The sequence below is a fragment of the Thomasclavelia sp. genome, from assembly GCF_017889095.1.
Lineage (GTDB): Bacteria > Bacillota_I > Bacilli_A > Erysipelotrichales > Coprobacillaceae > Thomasclavelia.
The window spans coordinates 1-5,206 of sequence record NZ_JAGHEW010000281.1 but is presented as its reverse complement, the minus strand read 5'-3'; the positions used below and the strand labels follow the sequence as shown (position 1 = coordinate 5,206).

Here is a 5,206-nt window from a genome sequence, read left to right as displayed (position 1 = left end):
GGATCTTGAAAGATCATTTGCATTTTTGTTCTTAACAGCCGCGTATCGGCTTTAGACATTTTTCCAGAAATATCTTTACCTTTAAAAATAATTTTTCCATCAGTTGGTTTATATAAACGAATAATACTCCGTCCTGTAGTTGATTTTCCAGAACCAGATTCACCAACTAATCCATAAGTTTCTCCAGGATAGATTTTAAAAGAAATTCCATTAACTGCTTTAACTGTAAATTTACGATTAAGTCTGAAAAATTGTTTTAAATTATTAACTTCTAAAACTGGTTCTTTTGTTTCCATTTTACAATTCCTCAACTTTCATTTTATCTAATCGTTTTCTTAGTGATTCTGGCATATTAACTTTTGGTGCTTTTTCATGCATCAGCCAGCTTGCTACTTTATGAGTTTTCGAACCAGGTACATCGAACATTGGCGGTTCTAATCGCAAATCAATTTTTAAAGCAAATGGATTACGAGGAGCAAAAGCATCACCGACAATTTCATAAGCTAAATTTGGTGGTGAACCAGGGATCGTATATAATACATCATCTTTAGTGTCTAAATCCGGCATTGATGATAATAGTCCCCATGTATAAGGATGTCGTGGGTCGTAGAAAATTTCATCAATTGTTCCCGTTTCGACTATTTTACCAGCATACATTACATTAACAAAATCGGCAACTTTAGCAACAACTCCTAAATCATGAGTAATATAAATTACTGATAGATCTTTTTTCTTTTGGATATCTTTGATCAATTCCAAAATCTTGGCTTGAATTGTTACATCCAATGCTGTTGTTGGTTCATCACAAATAAGTACATAAGGATCACATGAAAGAGCAATGGCAATAACAATTCTTTGTCGCATTCCTCCGGATAATTGATGCGGATAGTTTTTCATTCTCTTTTTGGCATCAGTTATACCAACTAATTCTAATAATTCAACGGCTTTTTGATACGCTTCTTCTTTAGAACGATTATAATGATACATCATTGGCTCCATTATTTGCCGACCAATTGTCATCGTTGGGTTTAATGAAGTCATTGGATCTTGGAAAACCATCGCAATTTTACGACCCCGAATTTCTTTTTGCATTTCATGCTCACTCATCTTAACGATATCGCATTGTTTTCTTTCACCAGTATATTCATCATACCAGACATAATCGATTGAACCGCTGTCAATTGTTCCATTATTAGCCATTATACCTAAGATAGCTTTAGTTGTTACACTCTTCCCTGATCCGGATTCACCAACGATTGCAATTGTTTCCCCTTTATACAAGTCTAGATCAACACCACGAATTGCTTTAACTTGACCAGAATCCGTTTTAAAGGAAATATGCAGATCACGTACTTTTAAAATTCTTTCTCTTTTTTTATTTTCCATCTTTACATCTCCTTCATCGTTGGGTCTAAAGCATCACGCAACCCATCTGCAACCAAATTGAAACATAACATCAATAATGCTAAAGCAATTGCCGGAATTAGCATTTGATATGGATGAATCAAGAAGAATTTATATCCATCATTGATCAAAGTACCTAAAGAAGCTTCAGGTACTGGAAGTCCTAAACCGACAAAAGATAAATATGCTTCATAAAAAATTGCATTAGGCACTGTCATCATACACATAATAATTAATTGATTGACAATATTAGGTAATATTTCTTTAAATAGAATAAAGAAGCTAGATGCTCCTAACGTTCTTGAAGCTAAAACAAACTCTTCTTCTTTAACTTTTAATACTTGAGCCCGGGTTATTCTTGACATCGGAATCCACTCGGTAAACGCTAAAGCAATTACAATTGTAAATAATGATGATTTCATTACGGTAAGCAATAAAGTTAAAACAACTAAAGTAGGAATTGAATTTAAAATTTCTTGAATTCTTTGTAAGATCAAATCCACTTTACCGCCAAAATATCCAGAAATCAAACCATAAGTCATACCAACAATTACGTCAATAAACACCGCTAAAAAAGCAATCATTAAAGAAATTCTGGCCCCACGCCATAATCTAACTAATAAATCACGCCCATAACTGTCCGTTCCAAATAAATGAACACTATTAGGTTTAATATTAGAAAGCGTTGTATCAATGGCATCATATTCAAAACTGCTGATCATAGGGATGACTATCGCTAAAATAATATAAATGGCAATAATAATGATTCCAATTACGGATCCTTTATTTTTGATAAAACGACCTAACGAATCTTTCCAAAAAGGTTTAGCAGGGTTAATTACATCTTTGATATTAGCTTCCTGATTTTCGCTGACAAAATCAAAGTCATCAGGTAAAAATTCAATTTTATCCATCTCTAATTACCCCTTTCCGATCCGAATTCTTGGATCAATCAAACCATAAGAAACATCAATTACAAATACAATCACGACATACATTACGGCATATAAAAATGCACAAGCTAAGACAATATTATAATCATTAGCAGCAATTCCATTAATTAGTAATTTTCCTAAACCAGGTACCCCACAAATTTGTTCAATAACCATGGTACCGGTCATTAAATTAACTAAGATTGGTCCTAAAATTGTAATTACAGGAATTAAACCATTTCTTAAAGCATGTTTTAAGATCATTGTTTTTCCATCTAAACCTTTAGCTTTAGCTAAAGTAATATATTCACTATTTAAAACCGAAATCATTTCTGTACGCGTAAACCGCGCTACATTGGCAATTACACTCATTGACAAAGCCAATATTGGTAATATTGAACTGAAGATCGGATTATTGCTATTGTACTGTAATGGCAATATTCTAAGTTTATAAGCAAAAAACATTACCAATAACAAGGCAAAGACAAATGAAGGAATTGATACTCCTAATACCGAAATCGTTGTTGTCAAAGTATCCCAAATCGTGTTTTTCTTTAAAGCAGCAACTACTCCTAAGATCATTCCTACAATAGTTCCTAGTGCACAGGCAACAATTCCATAAATAAACGAAATCTTAGCCGCATTTCCGACTAATGAAGCTACCGATATATTTTTATATAACGCAAATGAAATACCAAAATCACCCATTACCATATCCTTTAAATACATTACATACTGAACTAACAGCGGTTTATCAAAACCATATTTGGCATTGGCAACTGCAAGCTGAGCTTCAGTCATTTTTTCTGAATTAAAAGGAGTTCCCGGTAATGATCTAATCATAATAAATAAAACCGTTAAAATAACAAATAAAGTAGCTATTGAAATAGCTAAACGCTTTGCTATATATTTAACCATTGCTTTATCCATGATTCACACTCCTTTAATAAAGAAACACATTATAGAAATATAATGTGTTTCTATTGTTTTTACTAATTTTTCTTTACATATTTTAATACATGTGGTCCGGTTACTCTAATAATCAATCCTTTACAGTCAGGATTCATTAAAGCAGTTCCACCTTTTTCAAAGATTGGTGCACAAACATAATCATCCATGATCATTTTTTCTGCCTGGATCATTAATTGCCAACGTGCATCAACATCACTTTCATTAGAAATTTGTTCTAATAAAGCATCATAAGCAGCATTTGAATATTTACCATCATTGTTTGTGTTAGTAGTTGTAAATAATGTTAAATAAGTAGTTGGATCGGCATAATCTGGACCCCAACGAGTTACTGCCATATCAAAGTTTCCACTAGTCATATCATCTAAACGAGCAGTTTTAGGTTCTACTTTCATTTCAATTTTTAATCCATTTAATTTAGTTAATGCACTTTCTAAATATTCAGCACAAGTATCATTAGGTGCTTCGTTATTTCCATATAATAATTCTAATGTAATTTCACTAACCCCTAATTCTGCTAAAGCAGCATCCATATATTGTTGCGCTGTTGTTAAATCATAAGCAGTATAACTTCCTGAATCATCACGGAAATCATTACCACTGCTGCTCTTTGATAAGTTTCTTGGTACAAAACCTTCAGCTGCAATTGAACCATCTTTTAAGATGTTATTGGCAAAATCTTCACGATCGATAGCATAAGAAATAGCTTTACGTAAGTTAGCATTCTTTAAATATTCATTTTGGAAATTGAACATGATAAAGTGTGCATAACCTGCTGTATAAGTATAATAAGCATCAGAATCAGTATAACTGTCTACTGTTTCAAAACTAATTGGGACAAAATCATAATCACCAGTTTCAAATCCCATTGATCCAGTATCTGATGTTACTGACTGATAAATTTCAACCCCATCTAAAGAAACAACATCCTTATCGTAGTAATCTTCGTTCTTTTCATAGATAACCTTTGAACCTTGTTCATATTCAGTTACAGTGAAAGCACCACATGAAATTAAAGTATCTGGAGAAGTCGCATATTTATCTTCACCAACTTCTTCAACGAACGCTTGATTTTGTGGATAAAAAACTGGGAAGTTCATTAATTCCAAGAAATAAGCACAAGGTGTAACTAAATGAACTACTAATGTTTTATCATCAACTGCTTCAACTCCTAAAGTACTGGCATCAGCATTTCCTTCAAGAATATCTTTACCATTTACAATGTTAGCACCATCTGGACCAAACATAGATGAGTATTCACCAGCATTCTTTAATAATCTTGTCCATGCATAAACAAAGTCGTCGGCTTTTACATCATCACCATTTGACCATTTGGCATCCTTTAATTTAAAAGTCCATGTTAGACCATCTTCACTAGTGTCATAGCTATCAGCTAAAGCTAACTGGATTTCCCCATCTTCACCTCGACAAGTTAATCCATCAGTGAATTGATGAATTGCCGTAAATGATCCCCCATCTGTAGCAACTGTTGAATCCAAAGATTTTACATCTGTATCAATTGCATATTTAAGGACGTTATCACTACCGCCTCCACCACAGCCAGTTAGTGATATCATCATCGCCAAACTAGCTAATGTCGCTAAAAATTTTTTCATTTTAATCCCCCTTCTTCGAAATTGTATCCTAAAATGCATGTATACAATTTTTAAATTTATATTTGTATGATACACTAATCCCGAGTTTCGAAGCGTTTTAAAACAGTTAAGATAAAATTATCCAGTATACATCGGTATTTCTGGATTTTTTTATTGTCAATATTTATTCTTTTTTATGTTGTGTAATGTTATGTTTTGTGATATAATATTTTTAGGAGGTCTGTTATGTTTCTTAAAAAAGCTAATTACAAAAACGGAAGAACCTATCTTTCTATTGTTGAGGGG

5 protein-coding genes are annotated in these 5,206 nt (G+C 32.8%); all 5 read right to left on the bottom strand.

All coding sequences use genetic code 11. The features are described from left to right. Nucleotides 1–296: ATP-binding cassette domain-containing protein (locus tag J7M77_RS12505; protein ID WP_296879064.1), on the bottom strand; the 296-nt coding region annotated here is incomplete at its 3' end. Between the two features lies 1 nt (nt 297). After that, nucleotides 298–1,386: an ABC transporter ATP-binding protein gene (locus tag J7M77_RS12500; protein ID WP_296879062.1), complete on the bottom strand. Its 1,089-nt coding sequence runs from the start codon at nt 1,384–1,386 to the stop codon at nt 298–300. A 2-nt stretch (nt 1,387–1,388) separates the two neighbouring features. Beyond that, the gene (locus J7M77_RS12495) at nt 1,389–2,318 is read right to left on the bottom strand and encodes an ABC transporter permease (RefSeq protein ID WP_296879060.1); all 930 of its coding nucleotides are present in this window, start codon (nt 2,316–2,318) and stop codon (nt 1,389–1,391) included. A gap of 6 nt (nt 2,319–2,324) precedes the next feature. Beyond that, nucleotides 2,325–3,266 carry an ABC transporter permease gene (locus J7M77_RS12490; RefSeq protein WP_296879058.1) on the bottom strand — a complete coding sequence of 314 codons (942 nt, stop codon included), beginning with the start codon at nt 3,264–3,266 and terminating at the stop codon, nt 2,325–2,327. Nucleotides 3,267–3,328: 62 nt separating this feature from the next. Continuing rightward, a complete protein-coding gene (locus J7M77_RS12485) occupies nt 3,329–4,921 on the bottom strand; it encodes a peptide ABC transporter substrate-binding protein (protein ID WP_296879056.1) in 1,593 nt (530 codons plus the stop codon). Nucleotides 4,922–5,206 lie beyond the last annotated feature (285 nt).

Bases quoted from the DNA above. Each gene is read 5' to 3' on its own strand.
- J7M77_RS12490 (WP_296879058.1), bottom strand. From the start codon at position 3,266: ATGGATAAAGCAATGGTTAAATATATAGCAAAGCGTTTAGCTATTTCA.
- J7M77_RS12485 (WP_296879056.1), bottom strand. From the start codon at position 4,921: ATGAAAAAATTTTTAGCGACATTAGCTAGTTTGGCGATGATGATATCA.
- J7M77_RS12495 (WP_296879060.1), bottom strand. From the start codon at position 2,318: ATGGATAAAATTGAATTTTTACCTGATGACTTTGATTTTGTCAGCGAA.
- J7M77_RS12500 (WP_296879062.1), bottom strand. From the start codon at position 1,386: ATGGAAAATAAAAAAAGAGAAAGAATTTTAAAAGTACGTGATCTGCAT.